Below are 26,475 nucleotides of genomic sequence, written 5' to 3' on the forward strand. Positions count from 1 at the left end.
AATTGGCGTAGCAGCTGTATTTCCTGCCTGGCAATAGCGTACTTTTACTCTTCATGAAGCAAGCCGCGTCCTCGCCTGTTGTGTATTTCGAAAATGCTGCGGGCACCCTGCTGGAAGAGCCCGCGGGCTATATCCGGGCCATTTGGGGCGGGGGAGCCCAACAGTACCCGACGCCCGCTGTGCAGGCCTTGTTTACGCAGATGATGCTGGGCATGCAGCGGCGCAACTGGAGCCGCATGCTTATCGACCAGACCCGGATGCGGCCTTTCACCCCCGAGGAGCAGCAATGGATAGCCCACGAGTGGCTGCCGCGGGCCGTAACGGAAGGCGGCTACCGCTATGGGGCCGTGGTGGTATCGCCGGAGGTAATGGTGCGCCTGGCAACGGCTTATGTCACTACCCAGAGCCAGGAGCTGCCGCTTACCTACCGCTCCTTCGACACGGAAGCCGCTGCCCAGGCCTGGCTGCTGCAGCAGGCGCCCTCTCCAATAAAGTAGCCTCGGCCCCGGTACTGCCCAGGCAGGTCCCTACCCCGCGTGGCGCCCGCAACCCCCGGGGCTTGGGAGGGAGCGCACCTACTCACGGCTGAACTTGGCTCCGGTGCGCCTCGTATGCCATAAAGCCTGGCAGCAGGTGCTGCGCCATGGTGCGCAGCTGTTCACCTAACGGCCGTGTGCTCCCTGCTTTATGTCTCGTACTCTGTTTTTTGGAATAGCTTTCCTGGGTCTTGCCGCATCGGCGGCACAGGCCCAGAACCGCCCGCCAGTGCAGCCCGTGCGGCGCCAGCCCACCGAGCGGGTAAGCCCGATGCCGGGCGTAACGCTGCCCGCCGGGGTAGGGCAGGGCAAAGCCGAGCCGGTGCCCGCCCCAACCCAGGTATTGCCCGGCCACCCGCTGCCCCAGCCCTCGGTACCCAGCGGACAGGTAAGCGTAGGCCCTCTCGACTCGGGGCAGGTGAAGCCCGCAGAGCGGCCCCGGCCTGCCACACCGGCGCGCAACCCGCGCCGCCGACCCTAACCCCGTGTTGAACACGAGCCTGTGGCAATGAAGTAAGACGCTTCGCTTATCTTCGAATCCCATTTTAGTGCTTCCCACCTCATGAGTGCGCAACTTGCTGTAATCAACTCTTATTTTGAACTGGTTCAGGCCTTTAACACCGAGCCCGAAGCCTACGCGACTATTCTGCACCCCGAGGTAGAGCAGACGGAGTATCCCAATCTGATTTTCAAAACGATTCAGCGCCGCTCCTTCACCGACATTATGGACAATCTGCGCGCTGGCCGGGAGCTGCTGCGCGACCAGCACTTCGAGGTGGAGCACATGCAAACCAACCCCGATGGGAGCGTAGTGGTGGAAGGCCTTTGGCACGCCACCACGGCCAGCGACGTAGGGCCGCTGCTCCGTGGCCAACGGGTGCAAGGGCAGCTGTGCCTGGTGTTTGAGTTCAAGGATGGCAAAATCTACCGGCAGCGACGCTACCCCTGCTACTACATGTCGTAGCCCGCGCCTTGGCTATTGGCCCGCCTGCTAAAGCAGGCGGGCTTATTTTTTTCTGATATAAGCCGTAGCTGGCACTACCCGGTAGGCCGGATCAGTCCCCAGAATGCCCTGCAGTGACGCTACGTGCCGGCCCCCGATAACGGTCAGGATGCGGGCGCTGCCGGTAGCCAGTTGGGTGGTTACGATGTTGGAGTAGATCTTCAGGTCGCGGTTGTAGATGACCGAAATAAACTCTGCTCCCACGTAGTGAGGCTTGATGAAGCTGGCGTCCACCATGGGGTCGGGTTTCAGGGTGCCGTCCGTCACGCGGGCCGGGGTGCGGTACACCATCGTGTGCAGCTGCTCCAGCATGGGCCGGCTGTTCAGGAAGTACAGCAGCCCCGACATCGATACCTCCCCGCTTTCCCACTTCTGCACAACCGGGGCGTAGTAGACCCGGTGCTCGGTAGTGGCGTCCTCATACAGCTTGATGTTCTTGCCTTCGTGCAGAATGCTTTGCGAGGTGCCGCCTTCCGAGTTCACGCAGTAAATACGCTCCAGGCCCAGACGCTTGCCCAGCGCGAACCCCAGCTGATACACCTCGCTGCGGCCGCCGGGCAGGGTACTCAGGTCCAGCTTGTCTTGCCGGTAAAGCGCGTACAGGCTGTCGATGCGGGGCTGCTCCTGGGGTAGCTCTTCCACCATGATGGCATCGGGCCGGAAGCGTTGGAGCTGACCCAGGAAAGCTCTTATTTCGGCCTGGCGCGGGGGCGTCAGCACATCGGTGGTGGGCTTGTCGGTTTTGCGGAGCTGGGAGAGGTGGGGGCAGGCCACCAGCATAATATCGGTAGGGTGCTGGGGAGGGGTGGGCAGAGGGCCGGTGGCTGGCAGGCGGGTACAGCCGAGCAGGCTTGTGAGGGCCAGCAGGCAAGGGGCTAGAGATAAACGCATCAGGAATAGAAAATAAGGAACGCTGGCGAAGATAGGAGAAGTACTGAGCCTGACTGCTTCCCCGGCACCCGCCCCACCGGCATCCACTCCCCGCTGCTACCCTCAGAAACAGATAAGCCAGCGGCCAAACCCCGCGAAATCAGCTCTGGCGGCCATCCGGTACCGCCCCCAGCCGCACCCGCAGGTACTGCTGCAGCCAGATGGGGTATAGGTTATAAAGCACGTTCAGGACGCTCAGCAACACTGCCCAACCAGCCTGACCGCGCCCAACGGCGTAGCCGCTGATCAGCAGGAAAAACACGAACAGCACCACATGAAACCGCTCCATGTGGTAGCTACCCCCAACAAGCGCCCGCACCGATGCCCGCGTGCCCACGTGCCGATACCGGGGGTAGCGCGCCCGGATAAGCCGGTTAATGAAGGTGCCGTGCTGGGTGAAGTGGTTTACTGCCGGTACGCCCAGACGCCGGTAAGCCGCCGGCCCGCAACTGAGCTGCCACGTCGGGAACCAGCGCCTGGGTAGGCCGTACCCCAGCAGACTCACCGCCAGCAGGCCGTACAGCCACGGCCGCTCTACCTGCGTGTAGCAGAACCAGGCCAGCGGCGCCAGGCCCAGCACCGACCAGAACACGCTGGGCAGGGCGTTGTACAACGCCAGGACCGCTGGCGAAGGCATGGGAGTGGGCTTTCCGGGTGGCGACATCAGCAGAAGAGCTTATCCAGGAAGGAGCGGTATTGCCAAGCGGTAGTCGCCCGTTTGGCCTGTTCACAGCAGGCAGGTTTAGGCCTGGTGTTCTGCATATTAGCAAAAGAGTGCGACGCCTAAAATGAGCTGATGAAAGATTGAATAGCTTCCGATGAGCCCATCGGAGGGTCATGTAGAGCTTGCTGAGACATCTCTCGTGCTGACGTGGGGTAGGCGCGCAATGGCTCAGGCGCGCTGCTTTGCTTCTGGTCTGATGCGCCATCGGTGCCCCGGTGTGCTTATGCCGATTTCCGGAAGACCTGTGCCAGACCATCCCAGGGCGAAACAAGAGCACAACATGGCGTAAAGCGCAAGGCGCTGAAACACAGCACTACCACTATTCCAACAGGCGCTCTGGCTTAATCTTTGAAGACAACTGTTGAGCCGGCAACGCGGCGGGCTACCTGGCTTTAGGTTCCTCACGCAATCTGGCGGCTCCTTGTCTCTCTCCCACTTTACCAACTCCCACATGCTGAAAGCTCTTCCCTTTGCTGCCTTCCTTGCCGGCGCTACCCTGCTGCTGCTGGATGCGGCTCCGGCCCAGGCCCAGGTAACCATCAACATTGGGCGGCCTGCCCCGCCTCCGCCGGTAGTGGTGGTGCGCGAGGCCCGCCCGGCCCGCCACTGGAAGCACCGCCGCCACTACTACCAGCCCCGCCCCGTCATGCTCGTACCGGCTCAGCCCGTGTACTACGCCCCCCGCGGCCACGGACATGGCCACGGCCCCAAACATGGGCACGGCCGGGGCCACGGCCGCGGACGCCACTAGTCGCCTACCCCCCTCCAAAAGCCAAAAGGCTCCTGCACCAGCGGGAGCCTTTTTTATAGGCGCATCATCAGCCTCCGGAAGCTGCTGCAAGAGCCGGGCAAACCTGGGGCTTGCCTACCCCCTCGGATGGCCTGAACCCTTAGCCGGCGGGCTCCGCATCCGGAGGCGGAGAGGGCAGGCTATGCCGGACGCTGTCGAGGCGGGTGTGTTGGAAGCGGCCCTGGGGCGTGAGGCGGTAGGCCGTTACCACGGAATCCTGGTAGTCGGTAACGTAGCTGGAGGGCTCGGAGGCGTCCTGCACCAGGGCGGTAACCCGCAGCCGGCCATCCGGGTCCAGCCGCATGCCCGCCCGTGCGTACCAGCCTTCGTCGGCCCCGATGGTGGCTACCTGGGTCCAGTCGAGGAGCTGGCGCCCATCCGGGCTGAAGGTGACGTAGTAGAGGTAGGCATAGTAGTCGTACCCCTGGTAGAGGTAGGATACCAGCCGAAACTTCGGGCAGCTCACCGTATCGAGGGCGTAGAGGTTCAGGCCGTCCTCCGTTTTTCGGAACATCTCCGGCAGCCGAGGGTACTGGCGGACCAGCCGCGCCACCGCCTTATCGGGCAGACTCTGCTCCTCCGTCAGCCGGTTGTTCAGGGCCTCCATATCGTACACTGGCAAAGAGCAGGCGCCGGACGCGGGGGTAGGCGCCTCAGCGGTAGCCGGTTGCGCCACCGAAGCTGCCGAGGCCACCGGCGGCCCTTGCCCTATCTGCTGCTCCGGCGGCGAATTGCTACACCCCGCCGCTCCAAGCCCTGCCAGGTACAGCAGAAACCGCCTCGCCTTTGTCTGTATATTCATGGGAGGCAAGATATCCTGCGGCGGCAACAGTTGCCAAATGCCGTTGTGCCCGCGCACCAACTGTTTCTTATGGGTATTGGTAGTAAGTAAGGCACCAATGGTAAGCCACGTGACATAAGCAAAATAAGCCGCTAGGTGGCTACCACATTAAACAACAAAGCTCCTATAGACTACAGGAGCTTTGTTGTTTAATGTGGTAAGATTCCCCAAAGGACCAGGAGTCCCTTACTGTCCAGCCAGGATTTTTGCTTTCTCACTCTCATATTCTGTTTGAGTGAGGGTGCCATTATCCAATAAGGCTTTAATCTTGTTAAGCCGGTCGTATTTATCGGGTTGTGGTTGGGCTGCCGTTTCTGGTGCCGCTGATTTACAGGCAGCTACTTCGCATGAGGCTATAGCCTCCTCAATCAGGAGGTTGAAGTTGGTTATCGTTCCGGCCCCTACTGTAAACGTGGTGGTAGCTTGCCCATGTAACCGGCGGGTGTTTATTTTCTTTACCACCACCGCCAAACCCGCAAGGGAGCGTTTGGCATTGTAGAAGTCCCGGTTACCGGTGGGGTTATTGGCCATAGCCGCTCCCCAGCCACCTACCTGCAAATACCGAAAATCACCATTGGGTGCGGAGCCGCGGCCAAGGCGAATTGTGTCGCCGGGATGATAGGTTATGTTATTGGAGGCCTTATACTCTTCCGGTTTTTGAGCGTGCGCGTGGGTAGTAGCCAGCAGCCCTAAGCCGGCGGAGATGATAGTTCCCAGGAACTTCATAATCTGGATATAAATGAAATTGATTTACCTACTAAGTAAAGGTACTGTCCTGCTAACTTCCAAACAGCCTTCATTAAGGCTTCTGCGGGGCGCAGCAGGGCACTAAGTAGAATATCCGGCTGGTGCTGCCTGACCTACCTGCTGCTCCGGCGGCGAAGTGCTGCACCCCGCCGCCCCAGGCCCTGCCAGATAACAGAAGAAACGGCTATATCCGGCGGTGGCAATAGTTGCCAAACACTACTACACCCTCCAAGGAGGCACAAGTATCTCCTCCGGAGCGGTTAGAAGTGAGCTAACAGGCTATTCTACCTGCTTCAACGGCACGTTGGCGAAGGTGCCCGTGACGGTGATGTCGCACTTGCGCTTGGGGAAGGTACCGTAGGACACGGTTGGGTCGCTGGCCCCGGTTAGGGTGGCGGTATAGGTGCCGCTCAGGAGCTGCCGCTTGGCATCGTAGCTGCTGATGGCGAGGCTGCCCGTAACGTACTGCATGCTGCTGGGGTAGATGATGGTACCGCCGCCCCGGCTTTCGGGCAGGTCGTAGTAGTAGTTTACATCCGCATCCAGGGTCCCGTTACCGATGGTTTTGAGCGTATAACTTCCGGTGAGAGTGGCAGGCAGTTTGGTACGCTCCAGCGCGAAGTTGATACCCTCGGTAGTGGTGGCGGGTTGTACGCCTACGGATAGGCTCTGGGCGCTCTGGGTCACGAAGGCCTCTAACTGCTTCGCCTGAAACGTGGTATCCCGGTGCTGGCCGTTGTCCTGGTACACAATGGAGCGGCTATAGGTAACTGCGGGCTCCGGCAGTGGCTCGGGCGTCTGTTCCCGGTCATCCTTATCACAACCAGCGGTAAAGGTCAGCGTCAGGCCCAGCAGTAGCGAGAGAGTAGCGTTGTATTTCATAAGGAATAGAGCAGTGTAGAAACGCTATATAGACAATTGTGCCAAGTCGTGCCGCTGACTTTGTGGTTCCTTCTTGAATGAAAAACGCCGCCCGGATTTTTCCAAGCGGCGCGGTTTCGGTTTGCCGCGTTGCAAGTTACGCTACGTTATGTTAGAATCGTGCTAAATGGGTGTTAAAAAGGCAAGTCATTATCATCGTCTGTAGGAATATTTGCAGCATTATTTATTTTCATATATTCCCCTATTTTTATTTCCTGAAGTTTTAATGGTATTAAGAAGTGTTCTTTTGTTAAGTATAAATCTTCGATGGCATCGTATATTGATTCTCTTATCTTAAGATTTAATTGCTTGAAATCGTCCCACTCTTTTTCTATTCCATTTACTGTCATGTAATATATGCTTAAATAAAACTTATTGTCATTCCTTACTAATGCAACTCTTTTATTTGAATACCTGTCTAATACACGAATATCTGCAACTTCTTTCAATTCGATTATCTTGAAGTCGCCTAATAGTTCCGGTAAACTAATAATTGAAGTAGTAATTAATGATTTATAATTAATGTTTTCTTCTTTCAGTGATAGTAAAAACTCTATTACTCTTCTGAATTTAACAGCGCCTTTCGCTATTTCCTTTACATCAGTATTCTGAATTGAGGTCATGATTGCAGTTTGTATATCTGCTAGCTGACTAGACAAAAACTGAATTTGTTTTTCCTCATTGTGCTTTTGCCGTTGTTCAGCCAATAATCTTTGAAATAATCCTGACCATTGTTTTCGTAGATGATTCTCTATGTCCTCAGATTTAGAAAATCCCTGAATGCTATTATTATCCGTTAATTGGCGAATGAAGTTTATAAATTCGAATATGTATACAGCTGTTTCTGGTTTTTCTATTGAAGGAAATTCTATCTTAGATAAAATATTTTTATTCTTATTTTTTTCATAGACTAAATGATCATGCATTACTCTATTGTCTATGAATGTAAATATTGGTATTTTATGTTCGATAGCCTTCATTACTTCTAGTTGTGTAATAGATAACTCTGATGGATTTTCTAAAAGTTTTTTATTGCGACTAGCATCCCTTACCTTTTCAATATCAATATATTCAAGCGCTTTGGGTATTATTTTGCCGCCAAATCTAGATCCTATGATAACGATAGCTACATCGCAGTTAGAAACTTCCTGTACACAGCTTGTGTGAGTGTGCATCCTAGGGTCATATAGAACATCTGAGTTTTCGCTGGTTATTGGATCATAGCCTAAGCTGGAACAAAAGTTTCTTAGCTGTGAACGTAGTAACCCTAAATCATAAGAAGTAGAAGAAACAAATATCTTAAGGCTGGCCATTTAATTTCTTATTAAGAAGAACTAAATAAAAGAGAGGGCAACATAATTGCCCTCTCTTTTATTTGAATTTGCGAAAATATTTACGAACCACACGCCTCGCAGGCGTCTGGATTATCCAGGGAGCAGGCCATGTCGGAGGCGTTCTGGGCCGATACGTTCAGCGGCTCCAGGGTCTCGGCGGCTTGCTTTTGCACCGTGAACTTGATGGCATCCACGGCAGCTTTGGTGCGCAGGTAGTACATGCCGGTTTTCAGGCCCTTCTTCCAGCTGTGGAAGTGCATGCTGGTGAGCTTACCGAAGTTCACGTTCAGCACGTGCAGGTTCAGGCTCTGGCTCTGGCAGATGTACGCGCCGCGGTCGGCCGACATATCAATAATGCGGCGCTGCGAAATCTCCCACACCGTCTTGTACAAGTCCTTGATGTTCTGCGGAATGTTCGGGATGTCCTGCACCGAGCCGTTGGCGGCAATGATGGCGTTCTTCATCTGGTCGTTCCACAGGCCCAGCTTCACCAGGTCCTTGAGCAGGTGCTTGTTCACCACCATGAACTCCCCGCTCAGCACGCGGCGCACATAAATGTTGGAGGTGTAGGGCTCAAACGACTCGTTGTTACCCAGAATCTGGGCCGTAGAAGCTGTGGGCATGGGCGCTACCAGCAGGGAGTTACGTACGCCGTGCTCCATTACCTGAGCACGCAGCGTTTCCCAATCCCAGCGGCCCGACTCCGGCGTTACGCCCCACATATCGAACTGGAACTGGCCCTTGCTCAGCGGCGAGCCGGGGAAGGTTTCGTAGTGCCCGTCCTTGATGGCTAGGTCCTTGGAGGCCGTCATGGCCGCGAAGTAGATGGTCTCGAAGATATCCTTGTTCAGGCCCGCTGCCTCGTCGCTCTCGAAGGGCATGCGCAGGGCAATGAACGTATCGGCGAGCCCCTGCACGCCCAGCCCGATGGGGCGGTGGCGGCGGTTGCTGCGTTCAGCTTCGGCTACGGGGTAGTAGTTGATGTCGATGACCTTATTGAGGTTCATCGTGGCGTGGTAGGTTACCTCGTAGAGCTTCTGGTGGTCGAAGATCAGGTTACCGGCTTCGTCGGGGCGCACGTAGCGGGGCAGGGCCAACGAGGCCAGGTTGCACACGGCTACCTCGTCCTTGTCGGTGTACTCCATAATCTCGGTGCACAAGTTCGACGACTTAATGGTACCGAGGTTTTTCTGGTTGCTCTTGTTGTTGGCGGCGTCCTTGAACAGCATGTAGGGCGTGCCGGTCTCGGTCTGGCTTTCCAGAATGGCAAACCACAGGTCCTGGGCCTTAATGGTTTTGCGGCCGCGGCCCTCACGCTCATACTTCTGGTAGAGGCGCTCGAACTCCTCGCCGTAGCACTCATCGAGGCCGGGGCACTCGTTGGGGCACATCAGCGTCCAGTCGCCGTTGGCTTCCACGCGCTTCATGAACAGGTCGGGCGTCCAGAGGGCGTAGAACAAGTCGCGGGCGCGCATCTCCTCCTTGCCGTGGTTCTTTTTCAGGTCCAGGAAGTCGAAGATATCGGCGTGCCAAGGCTCCAGGTAAATAGCGAAAGCACCCTTGCGCTTGCCGCCGCCCTGGTCCACGTAGCGGGCCGTATCGTTGAACACCTTCAGCATGGGTGTGAGGCCGTTGGAGGTGCCGTTGGTGCCTTTGATGTAAGAGCCCGTGGCGCGCACGTTGTGCACGGCCAGGCCAATACCACCGGCGCTCTGCGAAATCAGGGCGCAATTCTTCAGCGTGTCGTAAATGCCCTCAATCGAGTCATCCTTCATCGTGAGCAGGAAGCACGAGCTGAGCTGGGGCTTGGGCGTACCGGCATTGAAGAGGGTAGGCGTAGCGTGGGTAAACCACCGCTCGCTCATCAGGTTATATGTTTCAATGGCCGACGCAATGTCTTCCTTGTGAATACCCACGGCCACGCGCATCAGCATGTGCTGGGGCCGCTCTACTACCTTGCCATCGAGGCGCAGCAGGTAGGAGCGCTCCAGGGTCTTGAAGCCGAAGTAGTCGTAGTTGTAGTCCCGGTCGTAGATAATGGCCGAGTCGAGGGTAGCCGCGTGGGCATGCACGATTTCCCATACGTCCTGGGCAATCAGCGAGGCGTTTTCGCCCGTCTTGGGGTCCTCGTAGGTGTGCAGCCGCTTCATGGTGCTGCTGAACGACTTGCTGGTGACCTTGTGCAGGTTGCTCACGGCAATGCGCGCGGCCAGAATGGCGTAGTCGGGGTGCTTGGTCGTGAGCGAGGCCGCCGTTTCGGCTGCCAGGTTATCCAGCTCCACGGTAGTTACGCCGTCGTAAATGCCGTCGATAACCTTCTTGGCTACCTCAATCGGGGAAATGAAGTTCTGGTTGAGCCCGTAGCAGAGCTTTTCGATGCGGGCCGTGACTTTATCGAATTTCACGGACTCGCGGCGGCCGTCGCGTTTGATTACCAACATAGGCGTAGCAGGTTGATGTGGTAGTAGAAGTATGAGTACGGCCGGAGCAGGCCAGCCAAACAATTCAGGTAAACACTCGGGCGCTTCCCTACCCCCGGAGGCAAGGTCAACGGTTCCGAAGATATCCGTCTGGAAAGGTCAGGACAAACCTATTCTTTGGAAGTTTTCCACATACCGCTAAAAGGCTAGTGCTTAGGCGGTTTTTGTTATTTGCACACGGCTATATAGCCGACTAAAACAGTTGGAAATTGAGTTGCTGATTTCCGGGAGAAGTGGTATTGGCGGTGGCCGCCACCAGGGCCCTGGGCGAAAACAGAACCGGCCCGCTCCTTCGGGAGCAGGCCGGTTAGGCAGGCGCGGCAGCGGCAGGGTGCGGCGCTAGTTAAGCACCAGCTTTTCCGTCCGGATCAGCGCCCCTGTTTTGATAGTAGCCACGTACAGGCCCTTGCGCAGAGCCCGGACATCTACCCGGTTGCGCGGGCCCTGCAGGGTAGCCTGCAGCACCACTCGCCCACTCAAATCCCGGATGCTCAACTCCTGGGTGCCTGCCCCGGCTTCCACCATCAGGTAGTCCTCGGCGGGGTTGGGGTAGAGCTTCAGGGCGTTGGCAGCCGCAGAGGGGGTAGCGGCCAGAGCCGGGCTGCACGACTGACTGAAAGTGGCATCCAGGAAGCGCAGGCGGTTCTGCAGCCAGGTAGCGGTGTACTCCAGCTGGTCTTCCTTGGCCTCGAACTGGGCCCAGGCCAGGTTTTCCCGCTCGTAGGCATTGTTGGCCGCCAGGTAGCCCATCGTCGTCCGGAACTTGTCCATGATGTGAGTCTCCGTGATAACCGAAGTCCGCAGCTCGGCCCAGCGGCTGCGCAGGCGCGCCCGGAATCCGTTGGGCGAGCAGTCTTGCTGCAGCCGGTCGTAGAAGCCGTTGGAGAGAATATCGTCCACGGTACCGGTTTCATAGCCCCGCCAGTCCGTGCCGAACACACCATCCAGGTCCCAGGGCACGTAGTAGTACGGCTCGCCCTGCTTGTACTTGGCGATGTAGAGGTTCTTGGCCGTGTTGTCGGTGGCCCGCGTCAGGTTCAGGAGAATGAAATAATCGACGGCGTTATTGAGGTTGAACTTCTGCTGGTAGCCGGCGAAGAAATCCTGGTCAGAACTCTTGTGCACAAACTCCACGAAGCGGTGGAGGTTGGTCCAGTCTATCTTTTCCTCAGGGTGCTTGTATTCAAATCCGCCCCAGATTTCGCTGGTGTTGCTGAACGGGGGCAGGCCCGTGAAATCAGTGCCTTCTTCGCGGGCTCCGCCCTTGTACAGCTCACCGGTAATACCGTTGTTGTATTTCTTAAGCTTGAGCTGCTTGCGGTCAATCCGCTCACTCAGGGCGTAAATGCCCCGGTACTCCTCGTTGATGAAGACCTCCACGTACTGAATGGCAATGCCGTTTTTGGCCTCGGGCTCCTGGTTCTTGTAGTAGATCTGGTGTATCTCCTGCCACAGCTCGTTGGCCACCTTGCTGCGTAGGCGCAGGGGCTCGTTGTACATGGCCTGCAGGTTGTACTTATTGTCGGTGCGCATGCCCAGCAGGCTCACGTCGGCCGAGCTGGCCCCCGTGGTGTCGGCCCAGAAGCTCAGCTCGAATGACTTTTTGGGGTAGGTCTGGCTCCAGCCCCCGCGTATTTCTATGCCCATGCCGGATTCCGTAACCTTGCCACTGGGCTCTACCAGCGAGAACTGCGCGTACACCGACGGGCTGTCCACGATATCCTTCCGGGTAGCAACGCGCAGAATCGGGAGCTGGGTAAAGTACACCGTATAGGCCGTGTTGGCCAGCCGGACTTTATAGGAAGAATCCGTCTGGATGCTTTGCACGGGCTGCTCAAACACGTACGCGTCATCCAGCGCGAGGTGGCTTTTGGTGTGGGTGCTTTCCGTGTTAATCAGGTCCGTGTTCTGATTAACGATGATGATTTTCTTTTTAGCGTCAATGTGATAAAACCGGGAGGCAATGGAGAGGGTGTCGGCCCCGTGTACGGCGCTGGTGCCCAATGCAGTGGCAATACCGGCAAGTAGAAATACACGTTTAGTAAAGAGTTGAAGCATACAATGGTTGATATGGTTAATTAATCTGAAATGAAACCCTACCCCCGTAGGGAGGGTAAAGGCCGGAACTTTGAGTTACGCAGGCTGTTTAGCTTTTCGGCAGAGGCTTCCGGCCGCTCACAGCCAGGCATACCGGCCGGTCAAAGGCTGCTCATCCTGAGCTGCCCCAGGCGGGAAGTAATGCCGAAAGTTTGGATTTAATTAGGGTGCTCCGCACAAGCCCCGCCGCTAGGGAGAAACCCGCCGCAATGGCGCGCAGCAGGTGGTGGCTTATCGGAGATGCTTATTGATTAAAGTGAAGTCAGGTGAAAAAAGAGCAAGTCAAATAGGATCTATTTTATAAATAGGGGGTGCGAATTACGTACAAAAAACCAGGAGTAGCTAAGACCGCGTCAGGTTCTTTGGCCAATAATATTTTTCATAGTTCAAGTCCAATGAATTTCCAGTTCCGCGGTATTTTCTGGTGCGTTTGGCTCCTGCTGGTTTCCGGCCTGCTGCCCCTTTCAGCCCACGCACAGCGCTTTGCCGCCATCGGGGATTATGGCTATGCCGGCCCGGCCGAGCGCGACGTAGCCGACCTGGTAAAAAGCTGGGACCCGGATTTCATCATTACCCTCGGCGACAACAACTATGATTATGGCGACTCTCTGACCATTGACCAGAACATTGGTCAATACTACCACGCCTACATTCATCAGTACAAGGGCCGCTACGGTCCCAGCGCTTCTACCAACCGGTTCTTTCCCTCCCTCGGCAACCACGACTACTACACGCGCAACGGCGAGGCCTACCGCGACTACTTTACGCTGCCCGGCAATGGCCGCTACTATGATTTTGTGCGGGGCAACGTACACTTCTTCGCGCTCAACAGCGACCCAAACGAGCCCGACGGCATTGATGCCGATTCACGGCAGGCACAATGGCTACGCACGGCGCTGGCGGCTTCCAAATCACGCTGGAAAGTGGTGTATCTGCACCACGCCCCCTACTCCTCCGGAGCACACGGCAGCTCCCAGGTAATGCAGTGGCCTTTCCAGCAGTGGGGCGCTTCCATGGTACTGGCTGGCCACGACCACCACTACGAGCGGCTGATGGTGGATGGGCTGCCCTACTTTGTGAATGGCCTTGGGGGCCGGAGCTTGTACCGGGTGAAAACCCAGCGCCTGCCGCAAAGCCAGCTTGTATTTAACGCCGATTACGGAGCCATGCTCCTGACCGCCACTTCCGACAGTCTGGCCCTGCAGTTCTTTACCCGCAAACGGACCCTGATTGACACCTACGTGCTGCACCGGGCCCCCAGTCCCGTTGCCAAGCTCTACCTTACTGGCCCCAACCCCTTCCAGACGGATACCCGCCTGGAGTTTTATCTGCCAGCGGCCTCCGTGGTTAAGCTGCGGGTTATCAATGCCATCGGGCAGGAAGTGGCCCGCCTCTACGATGGCCCCGCTACCCGGGGCTGGCACGAGCTAAACTGGCTGCGCAACTCCCTGCCGGCCGGGCTGTACTACCTGCAGCTAACGGGCAATGGCCTCTCGCAGGTAGAGCAGGTCGTTATACAGTAAACAACGAGGGCCGGCAGATAACTGCCGGCCCTCGTTGTTTATTTGGGTTTGGTGGAGCCGCTGTAATAAGCGGCCGCCCGACGGTTAAAAGTCCTCGTCCAGGGAAAAGGCGTTCGATGTCCGCTCGCTCAGGACGCCGGCCTTCTGGTACTCACCCACACGCTTCTCGAAGAAGTTGGTTTTGCCCTGCAGCGAAATCATCTCCATGAAGTCGAAGGGGTTGGTAGCACCGTAGATCTTGCTGTAGCCCAGGGCATCGAGCAGGCGGTCAGCCACAAACTCAATGTACTGCGACATGAGCTGGGCGTTCATGCCAATCAGGTTTACGGGCAGTGCGTCGGTCACGAACTCCTGCTCAATCTGCACCGCGTCGCGGATGATTTCGTGCACGCGGGCTTCGGGCAGCTTGTTTACCAGGTGGTCTTTGTAGAGCAGGCAGGCGAAGTCGCAGTGCAGTCCTTCGTCGCGGGAAATCAGCTCGTTAGAGAAAGTCAGCCCCGGCATCAGGCCACGCTTCTTCAGCCAGAAGATAGAGCAGAACGAGCCCGAGAAGAAGATACCTTCCACGGCAGCAAAGGCAATCAGGCGCTCTGTGAAGTTCTCCGAGTTGATCCATTTAATAGCCCACTCGCCTTTCTTTTTCACGCACGGTACTGTTTCCAGGGCGTTGAAGAGGTGGTCTTTCTGTTTGGCGTCCTTGATGTAGGTGTCAATCAGCAGGGAGTAGGTTTCCGAGTGGATGTTTTCCATCATCACCTGGAAGCCGTAGAAGCAGCGGGCCTCGGCCATCTGCACCTCCTGCATAAAATTCACGGCCAAGTTCTCGTTCACGATGCCGTCGGAGGCAGCGAAGAAGGCCAGCACATGGCTGATGAAGTGCCGCTCCCCGTCGTTGAGCGAATCCCAGTCCTTCTGGTCCTGACCCAGGTCAATTTCCTCAGCCGTCCAGAACGAGGCCTCGGCCTTCTTATACATCTGCCACACATCGTTGTGCTGAATGGGGAAGAGGACGAAGCGGTTAGGGTTCTCAGTAAGCAGAGGTTCCATGGCAACAAGAGTAAAATGATAAGTGCAAAAGCGTCCGGCCGCGAGGCCAGCGGTGGGCTAACCCACCCGCAAAGCCGAATGTTTAGACTGTTGCGGTCCAGCCGAAGCCAAAGATAAACCCCACTGTCGGGAAGCTAGGACGTAGCACCGCTTTTTTGTGTGTTAATTTTTGTGTATAACTCTAAGCTCCTGAACATTGACCCTAGGGCGTGCAAAGCGGCTTTTGGAGAGAACCGGCCTGGGATAAGAAAAGTTATCCACATTTTGCTTGTGGATAATTGCGGTTGTCCACAAAAAAATTATTCGCGTACCCGCCAGCGCGTTCCTGCTTATGCTCCGCAGAAGCCTCGGGAAGGCGGGAGCAATGAGGTTTAGTGAGTTAGGTTTGGATTTGTAAAATCATCCTTCTACTTTTGCCTTCCATTTTTCAGAAACCGCGAAGACGCCGATGTACGCAATTGTCAACATAGCTGGGAAGCAGACCAAGGTCGAAGCCAATAAATTTGTATACGCCCACCGTTTGGCTGGCAACGTCGGCGACACCGTGGAGCTGGGCAAGGCCCTGCTGACCGATAACGAAGGAACCATCACTATTGGCGCTCCTGAGCTGGACGTTACCGTAACCGGTACCATCCTGGCTCACGTGAAGGGCGACAAGGTTCTTGTATTCAAGAAGAAGCGCCGTAAGGGCTACAAGAAGCTGAACGGTCACCGTCAGCAGTTCACCAAAGTACTGATCAACAGCATCGGGTAATTAAGCTGCCTGTGTGTGTTGCTAGTTGCCAGTCTGTGTAAGATGTGGCAACAATAGCCTAGCAACCGGCAACTGATAACTCTCAACTTAACAATACCATGGCACACAAGAAAGGCGTAGGTAGCTCTAACAACGGTCGTGAATCGCATTCCAAGCGTCTCGGCGTGAAAATCTTCGGTGGTCAAGGCATCATCGCCGGCAACATCATCGTTCGTCAGCGTGGCACCAAGCACCACCCCGGCCAGAACGTGGGCATCGGCAAAGACCACACCCTGTTCGCTATGATTGACGGCACGGTAGAGTTCCGTAAGGGCCGCAAAGACCGTTCGTTCGTATCGGTAGTTCCCGTTACAGAAGTAGCTGAGGCAGCCGTAGCCGAGTAGTCGCGGAGCGACTGATAGAACCTTCGGATTATCCGGAATTTTGAGCAGAAGGGACCGTCCGCAAGGGCTGTCCCTTTTTGCGTTGAGCTTCCTTCATCGGGTGCTGTAGGGAATTTTCTCCTGCGTTGGAAACCACAGGGTAGCCTTTGCGCAGGGGCCTAGAAGTAGGCAACCTTGCACGGGTAGTGTGTTAAGACCAAGCATAGAGCCGTGCCCAATCGTACTCCGCCTCTCTGGGATAGGGGTAAAAAACAGCGACCCGGCTGCCGTGGAGGCAACCGGGTCGCTTGAGGTAGCGGGGACTGGATTGCAACCTATAATCTAGCCCTATACCAAGTCAGACATAAAAACGCTTTCAAGCCGCTATAAAGGCTGTTTTGTGTGTTTGCGTTGTCGGAATAAGTGGGACAAAATCGGATTAAATCGGATTTATTGTCCTATATACTGTCCTACATAGGACAAAGCCACATACCTTAGGAGTGGCAATAAAGCTGCTCCAATATGTCTAAAATATCGTTCCTGCTCTCTGCTCCCGGTGCAGACAAACCTACCCCTATCTTCTGCTTCCTCAGCTTCAATGGGCGACGTGTGAAGGTATACGCCAACCGCTCTATTCACCCCAAACAGTGGGACGCGAAGGAACGCCGCGCCCTGACTAGAGGCTACCCACGCAACGGCGCAATAAACGATTGGCTGGAACTGCTGACGAAGCGGCTTACTACCTGCTACGATACCCACGCCGCCGCTGGCACCGCACCCACGGCGGCCGAGTTGCGGGCACTTGCCGAAACTGAGGAAGCAGAAGAACCCGCGCCGCTAGCTGATGCACCTCAGAAGTTCTGGCAGCAGTACGACGAATGGGTAGCCTACACTCGCGCCGCTGGCACCGTGCGTACAGCACAAGCTCACGCCACGGCGGGCCGCCACCTTCGGGAGTTTGCCGAGGCCAACGGCTACGCTATTGACTTTGATACCCTCACCCCAGCAATGGGTGACCGTTGGTCTGCTTACCTGCTGAACGTGGCCCGCCTGACTGATAACACCATCAACAAGCATCTAGGGCGGCTCAAAGCCTTTATGAAGTGGGCCGGTAAGCGGGGCTATACCGAAAGCACCGCACTTGACCGGGTAAGTTGGGCACGTAGGGAGCCAGACGTAATAGCCCTGAGTGCCGCCGAGCTGGCTGCTTTGGAATCCTTACCGCTGCCTGCTGGCTCCCGGCTGGAAAAGGGCCGTGCTTGGTTTCTGCTGGCCTGCTACACTGGCCTGCGGTATTCCGACCTAGTGAGCATCCGGCCCCAGCACCTACGGCCCGCCACCGAGAAGCTGCCGGCTCATCTGCGCCTGACTGCCAAGAAAACCCGCGCCGTGGTGAACGTGCCCCTGAGCGCCGCCGCCCTGGCAATCGTAAACCGGCTGCTGGCAGGCGAACTAGATACGCTGAAAAATCAGCCTATCACCAACCCGGTACTGAACCGCTTTCTGAAAGAGTTGGGCCAACTGGCCGGGATTGATTCGCCGGTAGAGGTTATCCGCTACCGGGGAGGGGTGGCGGATGTGACGACGTGCCCTAAGTATGAGAAGCTGACGGTACACACGGCCCGCCGTACGTTCGTAACCCTAAACTTGGGCAAGGGTATGAGTGCCGAGTTCGTAATGAAGCTGACCGGCCACACGTCGTACAAATCATTCCAGCGGTACGTGAACCTCACGCCTCAGCGAGTGGCTGAGGAGTTTGCCCGATTCCACGAAATGCCAGCTTTGAAAACGTCTCCCAATGAGTGATTACCTGCAAAGGCTACAAGAGCGGCAAGCTGTTGCGGAGGATTTCGACCGGGCAATGGTTGAACGCTATGGAACTGCCGCGCACGACTGTACCACTTGGGAGGATTTTGCAGCGCAGGATTATTTGGACTGGCGAAGCAACGCCGTTAATCCAAACTTCAACCAAGCAAAAGGACGTCCTTTTGAATTTTGTATAGATGAATACACAGGCAAATTAGCTGAATTCCCGTCCCCACTGCCACACAGCCCCAAGTTCTTGCACCGCTTCTGTGAGTTGATAACTGGCCGTTCCGTAGATATTATCCCGACGCTGGAATGGCTATTTGACGCGAAAGACGAAGCGGATACAGACTATATCTTGGGGTTAGTGTCTGATATAGAGAAGGCGGTGAGAGATTCCCAATGGCTTTATTCTGCTAATGGGCTGGGAAGGCTTTGCCCTATTATAATGGACTTTTCAGGCGAATTGAGCCCGTTGCCAACTCGTGCAAAAGCATCTTTAGTCTTGAGTAAGACAGCCGCTGAGGACAAGCGGAATAAAGACAGTATTGGGGCTGCTTATGCTTGGCAGTATATGCAAAGCGGGGTGCCGTTGTTCGATTGTCAGGAGTTGAGGGACGGGATAGGAACCGTACGCAATTGGCTGAGTAGACAAAAGAAGGAATCAACTATACCGGATTCTACCGATGCTCCAAGCTCAGGCCCGACTTACGGAAACTTCTACGATGCGCTTATAGGTGGATTTACTCCCGAACTCCTGAACGCATTATTAGGCAGCCAGCACTTAGGCATGTATGACTTTGAAAATCATCGACCTACACTCGCCGCAAAATCGGGGGCTTGGGCTAGTTTGTTTTGGGCATTAAAGCTTCGGAGTCTAATATCTTGGGAGCTGTCTGCTGCGGAAGGCGCAAACCTACTTAAAAGTACGTTTGGAACTGGTCCAAGTAAGACTAGGATTACTGATGTAGGCCGCGACAATGTTGATACTGTAACCCAGTCCCCAGTCAAAGGCACAAAGGTTGACCAGATATATACAAAGCTGGGAGAGCCAGCAATGCAACCGCAAAAAACACCCTCATCCGATAAGTAAACAGGCCGGAACAGGTCTTTTCAGTTCGGCCCATTTTGACCCATTGGATGGGCTCAGATTGCGTCGTCATTACTGCACAGCCCTACCGGACGCTCCGAACGGGTATTCCTCAGGATGACGGTATAAATGCAAACTGTGATTACGGCCGGTATCACCCCGGCAGAATTAGTAGAGCTATTCCGCCCGATGTTGCGGTTTGAGCTGGGTCAGCTTCTGGCAGAATCTGCGGCCCCAGCCCCCGAGGTCGAAGAATTGCTTACGGTACGCGAAGCTGCAAAGCTGCTCGACGTGTGCCAGCAAACGGTACACGATTGGAAGCGTCGTGGGATGCTGCCGTACCACAAGATGGGCGGGCGCACCTACCTGAAACGCGCCGACCTGCTGAACGCGCTGCAAAGCCACCAGCGCACGGTGAAGCCTAGCCGCAAGTCTGCGTAAAGGCCGATGTACGACAACCTGAACGCCCGTTCTTCCTTGCCCGACGAGGAAGCGGAAAAGGCCCTTGCTTGCTCCCCTGCCTTTGCGGGCCACGATGGGGAAGCCAACGCCAAAGGCTGGCTTACAACGGAGTACAGAGGGTTACGGATTGGCTACAGACGGGAAAACAGGATGGTTCGAATCCGTGGCTCTCTACAGACTTTCCACCACGGCCACAACATGGGCCAGTTCTCTGCCGATCAAGTGCGGCAAGCCTGCACCGAACTAGCCGCAGTCGTAGGACTGGCACCGGAGGCGCTGCAAATTGCGGGGCTGGAAGCGGGTGTAAATCTACCTTCTGCCGTTTCCCCGAGGCCGTTTCTAGAAAACCTAGCCAGTCACAAACGCTCCCCCTTTACCGCGACCAAGCCACCAAGAGGGGTCACGCGCCCGCTGGAATACGGGGCCTTTCACGGCGACTACTGGGTGAAGGCATACGACAAAGGCAGGTATAGCCAGCTACAGGGCCGGCCACTGCCCGCCACGGCCCCGCCGCACCTGCTACGCTTCGAGGTAGTGTATACCCGCGCCCGGCCCCTGCTACGCCTGACAGGGTTGCCCGTCCTCACGCTGGCCGACCTGCCAAAGCCCGAGGTAATGGCAGCTATCCGGGAGAACATTCTTATCCACTGGAACGCCACCGAACACCGACACCTGATGCAAGAATCCGATTTTACTGGCCTGAGCCTCTCAGATGCTGCGCTGCTGGCCCTCGCTGATAACACCGCCTTCTGGGAAGCCATGAAGAAGGAGCAGCCCGAAAGCACTTACAAGCGCAACCGGCGACGGGCAAAGGACCTGCTAGGGCAGCGGGCAACGGCCAGCCCCTACACCGACACGCTACACCAGGAGCTGGCTGGTATGGCACCTACCCCCGAGGCTCATATTTGACCCCTGTTTCCACGCATGTAATCATCTGGAATCCCTCACCCTCCGCTACCCCGGCTAAGCCCTTCCCACAGCAAGGAGAATGGGCCACCCACAGCGCAGCGAGTACGTGGTAAGCGCAGCGTAAAGGCTTGCTGACTTTGCTTCCGTTGTGTAATCCGCCCCCGTAGCCCACGCGCTACACCCCATCCCCTGATTTATTGATTCACCCATCGGAGCCCCCAAAACGGGCACCCTGGCCTAACCATGCCTTTTATGTACCTACTTCCCAATGTTCCCAGCATTACCCACAAGGGCCGCACCTTCTACCAAATAGACGAGGCCAAAAGCTACTACGTCAGCTCCTGCGGGGCCGTGTATTCCTCGCTCAAAGAACGCTGCCTAGCCGTTGCAGATAATGGCATTGGGTATCAGCAAGTCTTTTTAAAGCTGGATAATGGCCTAGATAAGTGGCGAAAACTGCACCGCTTGGTTGCTGGCCGGTTCATTCCCAACCCAGAGAACAAGCCTGACGCGAACCACTTGGACGGCAACAAGAAAAACAACGACGTGAGTAATCTGGAATGGGTGACCAAGAGCGAGAACACCCGCCATGCTTACGCCACCGGCCTGATGAAAGCAAAGAAAGGCCCAGCCCACCACCATTACGGCAAGTCATTCAGCGCAGAAACCAAAGCCAAGATGTCAGCCCAAAAGCAGGGAGAGAATCACCCCAAGTTCACCGGCTGGTATGTAACGCCGCTTGATACCTTCCCATCCGCCCGCGCAGCGGCCGAAGCAATGGGTACCTACGCAAAGCAGATTGACCGCTGGTGCAAAAGCGGGAAGAAGCGGGCCGAGGGTTATGACTTTATTCCAGCCACCTCAGAGGGCCAACAGTCAGCCCTAGCCGCCTAAGCATGAAAACGCCTATGCTACTGCCCTGCCCATTCTGTGGTGGCCCTGCCGCCGAGGATAACAACCTGCACCCGTTGACCTTCCCAAAGGTGCCTGCTGAACACTTCGTGAGCTGTGCCAACGAGGGCCACACCTGCCCGGCTACCGTGGCCTTTGTTGGCCCTTGCCCTACGCTTGAAGAGGCCACCAGCCGCTGGAATACTCGCGCCAAGCCGCCCGATTAGGAGGACGCCCCAAAAGTGGACCGTCTAAAGGTGATGGGCGCCGATTAAATTCCGAAGCGAGCAAGCTACACACAGGCAATAGGCCATACAGCCCGAAACACCCTTTCGCTACCTGCCACCCAACAAGGCCCTAAGCCTATCCAGAATAATGATAAACAGCCACTTAAAATTATTGGCCGTGTGTTTGGGGGCTCAGGCTGCCATGCAGAAAACATCCATTGAGCACGGGGTGAAACCGGGCCAGGTGCGGGTGTTGTGGGCTCTGCAACTGCTTACCCGCTACACTACCGTCCCGGTAGCCGAGCTATACGCGACCCGCCTACAAGCTCCCACACGGCTGCGGGCGGCGGTTGGGGCCTTGGTGGCGGCCGGGCTGGTTGCCCGCTCCCGGAATCGCCAGCGTCAGCACGTAGTGCGCATCACGCCGAAGGGGGAGAAGCTGCTACAGGATTCGGTAGCTCACTTACTGAACCATGTATGGGGGTAATTGCCGGGTTTTGCAAACGGCCTACACTCAGGTACCTCACGGCCAGTTGACCACCCCTTGCCTCATTAACCCGAAACGGAACCTAATAAACCGGGTAGGGTCGCGAAGCCACGCCCCCGGCCTAGTATTATATGAATTTATCCCTGCGCAGCCAGTGATGCCGGCGAGAAGTATTAGCGCAGATGCTACCAAAGAATCTTCGATAGCAATTTGATTATTGGGAGAAGATGCAAAACAGGCTTGGGTTTCATCATCCAAGCCGCCACCTTTGAGCCACGTCGCTATATCACCTTTTCTATGCTCACGCTCCCCTCTTCCTGGCCGGCCCACACCCCCAGACAGTACGCGCCGTGGTGGCGTCGGTGGCAGTTGAAAACGAATGCAATGGCCCCAACCATCCCGGCCGACGCTGAGTTCTTTGCCGAAGAAGCGCACCCCCACGACTGGGCACAGGTGCAAGACCGGGTAGTGGTAGTGCAAACCGTCGAAGGCTCTATGCTTTGCGGCCGGGTGCTGGAAAACGAACTTGCCACAACCAGCGGGCTGCTGCTGCATTTCGACGGGGCGCACAAGCCACGGCAGCAATACTTGCCGGCCGAACAGATAGCGGGCCTGTGGGTGGCGGTCTGCTTGGTTGAGCGGCAGAAAGTCCGGTAGCCAGCGTAAATCTGCGTCCGCGCGGAGCACCAGCAGTGCCCCCTTCTTTTGCTTACCCCAACACAACACCGAACTATGATAGAGCGCGTTTACAGAACCTTATTGTTATTGCTGCTGGCTGGGCTGCTCATTGTCTGCTATCGTTGGTCAGAGAATGGCAGATACCTACAGATGAACGATACAATAGGCCTGCTTGATACTCGAACGGGTATAATGTATGCGCCGAGAGCAGCGGGAGAAGGCCCCAGCCAATGGAAGCCCGTAACAGCGCAAGTCCAGTGATAAAGTGGTGAGGTAGTCCCAATTTGTCCTACAAACTGTCCCAAGCATAAAAGAAAAGGGCGTTTCCAATATGGAAACGCCCTTTTAGGTAGCGGGGACTGGACTCGAACCAGTGACCTTTGGGTTATGAGCCCAACGAGCTACCAACTGCTCCACCCCGCACTGTTTGGTAATACAAATGTAGGAGGGTTTTCGGGATATTGGTGCGAACGACCCGAAAATAATGCTTGCCAGGGTGCTTTGTGCTGATAATCAGAAGTAAAATTTTATCAAAGCGTAACAGCTGCCCTGGAACTGTGTAGGATTTGGTGCGAGCATGGCCTTTCTGGAAGCTCAAGCGTAGAAGCAGCCTCTACCTGCCTTACTAAAGTAACCTGATGAACCTTCTGCCTTTCTCCCAGCGGCTGCGCTGGGCCCTGCCTGCGCTGGCTGCCGTGGCACTGACTTCTTGCAACGCCTCCCAAACCACTGAGGCTACCACTAGCACCGCCACAGTGGCCGATTCTATGATGACGGCACCGGCAACTGCCTCGGCGGCTACCGCGCCCAAAGCCGTGCAGCCTACGGGGGCCAAGCCTGCTTGGGGGCCAACCATAGCCCCGGAGATGCAGACGGTGATAGAGGCCCTGGCCAGCCTGAACCCCAAGCCCATTGAAACACTGTCGGCCCAGGAAGCGCGCCAGCAGCCCACCCCGGCCGACGCCGTGATGAAAGTAATGCGCGACAGCAACATACCCGTGCCGCCTTCCAGCGCCGATACCATGAGCCGCCAGGTGATGCCCGGGGTGAAGGTGCGCATTTACACGCCCAAAAATGCCAGCGGCACGTTGCCGGTGGTGGTGTACTACCATGGCGGGGGCTGGGTGATTGCCAACCTCGATACATATGATGCCTCCGTGCGCGGCCTGGTGGAGAAAACCGGCGCTATTGTGGTATCGGTGGCGTATCGGCAGGGGCCGGAGCACAAGTATCCAATGGCCCACAACGATTCGTTTGCCGCCTACCAGTGGGTGCTCCGAAATGCAGCTTCCTTCAATGGCGACCCGCAAAAGGTAGCCGTGGCCGGGGAAAGTGCCGGCGGTAACCTGGCAGCGGCCGTGAGTATGATGGCCCGCGACAAGAAAATAGCGCTACCCCGCCACGAACTGCTGGTGTACCCCATTGCCGGCTACGACCTGAACACGCCCTCCTACCAGAAAAACGCCCAAGCCAAGCCCCTCAACAAGCCCATGATGGCGTGGTTCTTTGAGAAATACCTGCGCGGCACGGCTGATGGCAAGAGCCCGATGATTTCATTGGTAAACGCCAACCTGAAGGGGCTGCCGCCAACTACCATCATCACGGCCGAAATTGACCCGCTGATGAGTGACGGCAGCCTGCTGGCCGATAGGCTGAAGGCCGCCGGCGTACCGACCAAGTACCAGAACTATACCGGTGTAACCCACGAGTTCTTCGGGATGGCCGCAGTAGTACCCCAGGCCGCCCAGGCCCAGGACCTGGGTGCAGCGGAGCTGAAAAAAGCCTTGCAGTAAACAGCCCTGGCATAATGTAAGGCCTGCCCTGTACTCAGGGCAGGCTTTTTCTTGTATGAACACTTTTGCCTGGGGGCAGGCGCTGCGCAGGGTGGCGAGAACTAAAACCGGCTAGTGATGCCGAAGTGAATTTTGCCGGCGTTCAGCGCGAACTTCTGCTGCTGGTCGCGGCCGAGGGCATACACGAACTGGAACTGTCCGGCGCCGGTACGAAAGCTCAGGCCCGCGCCCAGGCCCGTGGGCGTATCGTGGGGAAGCGGGTCGGCCGGCAGGTCGCGGCGCAGATAGCCCTGGTCCACGAACAGAAACACGTAGGCATCGGGGCCAGTGAACTGCCGGAACTCGGCCGTGCCTACCGCGTACTGGCTGGCGTAGTAATTCAGCTCATTGAAACCCCGGAGGGTGGCCAGCCCGCCTACCCGGAACAGGTCGTTGAGGAACAGGCGCTCATTCACGAGTGCTTCGCCGCGTAAGCGGGCCAGCAGCACTCCGCTCCGCCCTACCCGGAAATACTGCTCTACACGCAGCCCCAGGCTGACCTGGGTGGAGCGCAGGGCCAGCCCGTCGTAAAGAGCCTCGCTGAGGTTGGCGTTCTTGCTGATGCGCTTGGTTCCGATAGAGCCCTGCCCGGCAGCCAACAGGCCGCGCCGCGGAAAGTAGGGGTCGTCGAGGGTGCTCCAGGTGTAGGCGAGGCCGTAGGAGGTAAACCGGGAATCGATGTTGGCGGGCAGCTGCCGCAGGGTAGTATCGGTGGTGAGCAGGCGGGAATTGCGCCACTCCACAAAAAACGACAGCCGCCCGGCATTAGCCAGGGGGTAGGCCAGCTGCAGGCGGGGGCGCGAGGTCAGAAACAGGGTATCCTGCTTGAGCAAGTTAAAGGAGCCATCCAACTCCAGCGGGGTGCCAAAGAAGGCCGGGTGCGCATACTGGGCATCCAACAGCTGCGAGTTAGCATCGAGCTTACGCCACTGCACCCCAATGCCCTTGCCGCCCCCACTGATATTGCGCAGGTTAATGGTCACGTCGCCGGTAATCTGGATGCGCTTCTGGCCGATGCCCGGGTTGGGGTTGGGCAGCACGCCCACAATGGCATCAAACTGATTGGAGGTGCGGTCTTCGAGCAGGAAATACACCCGGGCCCGGCCGCGGGCAAAGCGCACTTCGGGTTCGGCCTTGAGCTGGAGGTAGGGCAGCTGGCGCAGGCGCCGGGCCGCTTCCTGCACGCGCTGCTGACTAAAGGGCTGGTTGGGCTCCAGCTGCAGATACTTGGTCAGGAACCGGGCCCGGGTTTTGGTTTTGCCCACTATCTGTAGGGAGTCGAACACCACGGCCGGGCCGCGCCGCAGCACAATGCGGCCCTCCACATCGGCCCCGCGCAAGGCCACGGAGTCCAGCCCGATGGTAGCGAAGGGGTAGCCCTGATTTTCGGCCTCATGGAGAATGTTCTGCTGCAGGCGGGCCCACTCCTGGGGCTGCAGGGGCTGCTCCCGAAACAGTTTCTCGCGGTAGCCGGCCCGGGTGAGCAGGCCGTCGCCGAGGTTGCCGTTGCGCAGGCGGGCCCAGCGGAATTTCTCGCCCACGTACAGCTGCACCCGCAGCGTGTCGCGGTGCCACTGCACCTCGTCGGCCGAGGCCGTGAGGTAGGCATCCGCCTGCAGGGCCAGCACCAGGGTCCGCACCTCGCGCAAAGCCGACAGCGAATCGGGTAGGGTGGTGCGGTAGCGGTATGGGCGCAGTAGGGAACGGTCGGAGGCCTCCGTCAGCAGCTGCACGACCACCGGCCGCGCCGGCCGTAGCACAGCGGCCGGAGCCGGCGGCATGGGCGGCGCGGGCAGGTTCAGGGCGGGCGCCTGCTGGGTCCGGGCGGCACTGCCGGGGCATAGCGCAACAAGCAACAACCAGAAAACGAGGACGCGGGCGTACATTTGAAGTCTGAAACGCGAAACCCCGCGTTTAATTTCCCGAAAGTACGGGGCTGGAGAACTTACTGCCTGAAATGAAGCGGCCCCGGGCGGAACCACTGTTTTGAGTGGCCCGCAACTT

At 57.0% G+C, this 26,475-nt stretch carries 26 protein-coding genes and 1 tRNA gene; 16 read left to right on the forward strand and 11 right to left on the reverse strand.

Annotated elements, in window-relative coordinates; genetic code table 11:
• Window positions 1-53: 53 nt before the first annotated feature.
• The 3 genes from FGZ14_RS16045 (at window position 54) to FGZ14_RS16055 (ending at window position 1,500) form a co-directional block, all read left to right on the forward strand.
• Window positions 54-497 (forward strand): hypothetical protein, encoded by a 444-nt coding sequence (locus FGZ14_RS16045; protein ID WP_139925219.1) that lies wholly within the window; start codon window positions 54-56, stop codon window positions 495-497.
• A gap of 190 nt (window positions 498-687) precedes the next feature.
• Window positions 688-1,017 carry a hypothetical protein gene (locus FGZ14_RS16050; protein ID WP_139925220.1) on the forward strand — a complete coding sequence of 110 codons (330 nt, stop codon included), beginning with the start codon at window positions 688-690 and terminating at the stop codon, window positions 1,015-1,017.
• An 81-nt stretch (window positions 1,018-1,098) separates the two neighbouring features.
• The gene (locus FGZ14_RS16055) at window positions 1,099-1,500 is read left to right on the forward strand and encodes a nuclear transport factor 2 family protein (protein WP_139925221.1); all 402 of its coding nucleotides are present in this window, start codon (window positions 1,099-1,101) and stop codon (window positions 1,498-1,500) included.
• A 42-nt stretch (window positions 1,501-1,542) separates the two neighbouring features.
• On the opposite strand, the gene FGZ14_RS16060 is transcribed toward FGZ14_RS16055, so the two are convergent.
• Both FGZ14_RS16060 and FGZ14_RS16065 read right to left on the reverse strand, forming a co-directional pair.
• Window positions 1,543-2,430: a DUF5694 domain-containing protein gene (locus FGZ14_RS16060; RefSeq protein ID WP_139925222.1), complete on the reverse strand. Its 888-nt coding sequence runs from the start codon at window positions 2,428-2,430 to the stop codon at window positions 1,543-1,545.
• A gap of 139 nt (window positions 2,431-2,569) precedes the next feature.
• On the reverse strand, window positions 2,570-3,133 hold the full coding sequence (locus FGZ14_RS16065) for a hypothetical protein (protein ID WP_139925223.1): 564 nt from the start codon (window positions 3,131-3,133) through the stop codon (window positions 2,570-2,572).
• A 511-nt stretch (window positions 3,134-3,644) separates the two neighbouring features.
• On the opposite strand from FGZ14_RS16065, the gene FGZ14_RS16070 reads away from it, so the two are divergent.
• Complete coding sequence (locus FGZ14_RS16070) at window positions 3,645-3,944, forward strand: hypothetical protein (RefSeq protein WP_139925224.1); 300 nt, start codon at window positions 3,645-3,647, stop codon at window positions 3,942-3,944.
• Between the two features lie 139 nt (window positions 3,945-4,083).
• Here FGZ14_RS16070 and FGZ14_RS16075 read toward each other — a convergent pair whose 3' ends face one another.
• From FGZ14_RS16075 to FGZ14_RS16100, 6 genes are all read right to left on the reverse strand, one after another.
• Complete coding sequence (locus FGZ14_RS16075; protein ID WP_139925225.1) at window positions 4,084-4,785, reverse strand: hypothetical protein; 702 nt, start codon at window positions 4,783-4,785, stop codon at window positions 4,084-4,086.
• 225 nt (window positions 4,786-5,010) lie between these two features.
• Window positions 5,011-5,550 (reverse strand): SHOCT domain-containing protein, encoded by a 540-nt coding sequence (locus FGZ14_RS16080; protein ID WP_139925226.1) that lies wholly within the window; start codon window positions 5,548-5,550, stop codon window positions 5,011-5,013.
• Between the two features lie 300 nt (window positions 5,551-5,850).
• Window positions 5,851-6,453, reverse strand: a complete 603-nt coding sequence (locus FGZ14_RS16085) for a hypothetical protein (RefSeq protein WP_139925227.1) — start codon at window positions 6,451-6,453, stop codon at window positions 5,851-5,853.
• 173 nt (window positions 6,454-6,626) lie between these two features.
• Window positions 6,627-7,805, reverse strand: coding sequence for a DUF4062 domain-containing protein (locus tag FGZ14_RS16090; RefSeq protein WP_139925228.1), 1,179 nt, complete (start codon window positions 7,803-7,805; stop codon window positions 6,627-6,629).
• A gap of 80 nt (window positions 7,806-7,885) precedes the next feature.
• Window positions 7,886-10,267: a ribonucleoside-diphosphate reductase subunit alpha gene (locus tag FGZ14_RS16095; protein ID WP_139925229.1), complete on the reverse strand. Its 2,382-nt coding sequence runs from the start codon at window positions 10,265-10,267 to the stop codon at window positions 7,886-7,888.
• Between the two features lie 378 nt (window positions 10,268-10,645).
• Entirely contained in the window at window positions 10,646-12,364 is a 1,719-nt protein-coding gene (locus tag FGZ14_RS16100; protein ID WP_139925230.1) for a CotH kinase family protein, read from the reverse strand.
• A 434-nt stretch (window positions 12,365-12,798) separates the two neighbouring features.
• Here FGZ14_RS16100 and FGZ14_RS16105 point away from each other — a divergent pair, with 434 nt between their 5' ends.
• Window positions 12,799-13,926 (forward strand): metallophosphoesterase, encoded by a 1,128-nt coding sequence (locus FGZ14_RS16105; protein ID WP_139925231.1) that lies wholly within the window; start codon window positions 12,799-12,801, stop codon window positions 13,924-13,926.
• Between the two features lie 84 nt (window positions 13,927-14,010).
• Here FGZ14_RS16105 and FGZ14_RS16110 read toward each other — a convergent pair whose 3' ends face one another.
• Window positions 14,011-14,973, reverse strand: a complete 963-nt coding sequence (locus tag FGZ14_RS16110) for a ribonucleoside-diphosphate reductase small subunit (protein ID WP_139925232.1) — start codon at window positions 14,971-14,973, stop codon at window positions 14,011-14,013.
• Between the two features lie 448 nt (window positions 14,974-15,421).
• Between FGZ14_RS16110 and rplU the strand changes: the two genes are divergently transcribed.
• From rplU to FGZ14_RS16160, 10 genes are all read left to right on the forward strand, one after another.
• Window positions 15,422-15,727, forward strand: coding sequence for a 50S ribosomal protein L21 (gene rplU / locus FGZ14_RS16115; RefSeq protein WP_110976236.1), 306 nt, complete (start codon window positions 15,422-15,424; stop codon window positions 15,725-15,727).
• 98 nt (window positions 15,728-15,825) lie between these two features.
• Window positions 15,826-16,110, forward strand: coding sequence for a 50S ribosomal protein L27 (rpmA, locus tag FGZ14_RS16120; protein WP_139925233.1), 285 nt, complete (start codon window positions 15,826-15,828; stop codon window positions 16,108-16,110).
• Window positions 16,111-16,611: 501 nt separating this feature from the next.
• The gene (locus FGZ14_RS16125; protein ID WP_139925234.1) at window positions 16,612-17,895 is read left to right on the forward strand and encodes a site-specific integrase; all 1,284 of its coding nucleotides are present in this window, start codon (window positions 16,612-16,614) and stop codon (window positions 17,893-17,895) included.
• Entirely contained in the window at window positions 17,888-18,988 is a 1,101-nt protein-coding gene (locus FGZ14_RS16130) for a hypothetical protein (RefSeq protein WP_139925235.1), read from the forward strand. Before FGZ14_RS16125 ends, FGZ14_RS16130 begins: the two co-directional genes overlap by 8 nt.
• A gap of 126 nt (window positions 18,989-19,114) precedes the next feature.
• The gene (locus FGZ14_RS16135; RefSeq protein ID WP_139925236.1) at window positions 19,115-19,426 is read left to right on the forward strand and encodes a helix-turn-helix domain-containing protein; all 312 of its coding nucleotides are present in this window, start codon (window positions 19,115-19,117) and stop codon (window positions 19,424-19,426) included.
• A gap of 465 nt (window positions 19,427-19,891) precedes the next feature.
• Window positions 19,892-20,356 (forward strand): hypothetical protein, encoded by a 465-nt coding sequence (locus FGZ14_RS16140; RefSeq protein WP_139925237.1) that lies wholly within the window; start codon window positions 19,892-19,894, stop codon window positions 20,354-20,356.
• Between the two features lie 252 nt (window positions 20,357-20,608).
• The gene (locus FGZ14_RS16145) at window positions 20,609-21,250 is read left to right on the forward strand and encodes an HNH endonuclease (protein WP_139925238.1); all 642 of its coding nucleotides are present in this window, start codon (window positions 20,609-20,611) and stop codon (window positions 21,248-21,250) included.
• Window positions 21,251-21,252: 2 nt separating this feature from the next.
• Entirely contained in the window at window positions 21,253-21,474 is a 222-nt protein-coding gene (locus FGZ14_RS16150; protein ID WP_139925239.1) for a hypothetical protein, read from the forward strand.
• A gap of 202 nt (window positions 21,475-21,676) precedes the next feature.
• Window positions 21,677-21,961, forward strand: a complete 285-nt coding sequence (locus FGZ14_RS16155) for a hypothetical protein (protein WP_139925240.1) — start codon at window positions 21,677-21,679, stop codon at window positions 21,959-21,961.
• A 297-nt stretch (window positions 21,962-22,258) separates the two neighbouring features.
• Window positions 22,259-22,618, forward strand: coding sequence for a hypothetical protein (locus tag FGZ14_RS16160; RefSeq protein WP_139925241.1), 360 nt, complete (start codon window positions 22,259-22,261; stop codon window positions 22,616-22,618).
• A gap of 371 nt (window positions 22,619-22,989) precedes the next feature.
• On the opposite strand, the gene FGZ14_RS16165 is transcribed toward FGZ14_RS16160, so the two are convergent.
• A tRNA-Met gene (locus FGZ14_RS16165) sits at window positions 22,990-23,062 on the reverse strand.
• 215 nt (window positions 23,063-23,277) lie between these two features.
• On the opposite strand from FGZ14_RS16165, the gene FGZ14_RS16170 reads away from it, so the two are divergent.
• On the forward strand, window positions 23,278-24,432 hold the full coding sequence (locus tag FGZ14_RS16170) for an alpha/beta hydrolase (RefSeq protein ID WP_139925242.1): 1,155 nt from the start codon (window positions 23,278-23,280) through the stop codon (window positions 24,430-24,432).
• Between the two features lie 101 nt (window positions 24,433-24,533).
• Here FGZ14_RS16170 and FGZ14_RS16175 read toward each other — a convergent pair whose 3' ends face one another.
• The gene (locus tag FGZ14_RS16175) at window positions 24,534-26,327 is read right to left on the reverse strand and encodes a BamA/TamA family outer membrane protein (RefSeq protein WP_139925243.1); all 1,794 of its coding nucleotides are present in this window, start codon (window positions 26,325-26,327) and stop codon (window positions 24,534-24,536) included.
• Window positions 26,328-26,475 lie beyond the last annotated feature (148 nt).

Source organism: Hymenobacter sp. DG01, assembly GCF_006352025.1.
Taxonomy (GTDB): domain Bacteria; phylum Bacteroidota; class Bacteroidia; order Cytophagales; family Hymenobacteraceae; genus Hymenobacter.